Source organism: Oleiphilus sp. HI0066 (genome assembly GCF_001635725.1).
Genome location: NZ_LWFH01000349.1, coordinates 1 through 1,112 on the forward strand (window position 1 = coordinate 1; position 1,112 = coordinate 1,112).

The window sequence follows — 1,112 nt, forward strand, 5'->3', positions numbered from 1 at the left end:
AAATGCCTTATCTGCATACTTAGAAACTTGAAAACGTGCATCGCCCTTTCCAGATGCCTTCAAACCGGCGAACACTTCCCAGTATTCTTCTGGAACAAATGCTCGAATCTCACGCTCACGCTCAACAATAAGCTGAACAGCAACAGACTGTACTCGCCCGGCAGACAAACCACGAGCGATCTTAGCCCATAGCAACGGAGACACCATGAAGCCCACTACTCGATCTAGAAAGCGTCGCGCTTGCTGAGCATTTACTCGGCTTTGATCCAACTCATCTGGCTGCTTAAACGCTTCTTGAATCGCTTTCTTAGTGATCTCATTAAATACCACACGTCGATAGCGAGACTCATCGCCACCAATCGCTTCTTTTAAGTGCCAAGCAATCGCCTCTCCTTCTCTATCCAAATCCGTCGCGAGATAGATAGTTTCGGCATTCTTAGCCAACTTCTTTAATTCATTTACCACCTTCTCTTTACCGGGAAGGATTTCGTAATGTGCTGCCCAATCCTTTTCAGGATTAACACCCATTCTATTAATCAGCTGATCTTTGCTCTTCTTCTTTTTATATGCAGCTTTTTCATCGGGACTCATTTTGCGTGTTGCAGCCGCTTGCTTTGCTCGCTCAGCAGGCGTAGATGTCGAAGCGCCACCAGAGGTAGGAAGGTCTCGAATATGTCCGACACTTGACTTAACGATGAAGTCCGAACCGAGATATTTATTAATCGTTTTCGCTTTGGCAGGCGATTCCACGATGACTAGAGACTTAGCCATATCACTCCAAAAAAAGCTCAAAATAGAAAAAGGAAAGCAAACAATTACGCTTTCAACATATGGTTAGAGGCGTACCTAACGCAAATTTAGCGCAACATATATATTGATTTGTAGCTGAGTGGTCAAGCTCTTGCAAAGTTTTTTCTGCATCAGCCATCATTTTTACTTCCAAACAGACAAAAAAATCATCAAGCACTTAAACGCAAAAAAGCACGGATAAACCGTGCTTTTTTAGATTTCGATTGTTTAATCGAAACGCGCTTTAAACTTAGTAGCTACAAGCATCAAGAAATTTTGGTTTCAGGCTAGGCGAAAGTTAGAGAAGAGGCGCAGTTTACATA

1 protein-coding gene is annotated in these 1,112 nt (G+C 43.1%); it reads right to left on the reverse strand.

The genetic code is table 11. From position 1 onward, the window contains the following. The coding region (locus A3738_RS05050) for a DNA topoisomerase (protein WP_231876536.1) at positions 1-771 on the reverse strand (771 nt) is incomplete at its 3' end. Between the last annotated feature and the right edge of the window lie 341 nt (positions 772-1,112).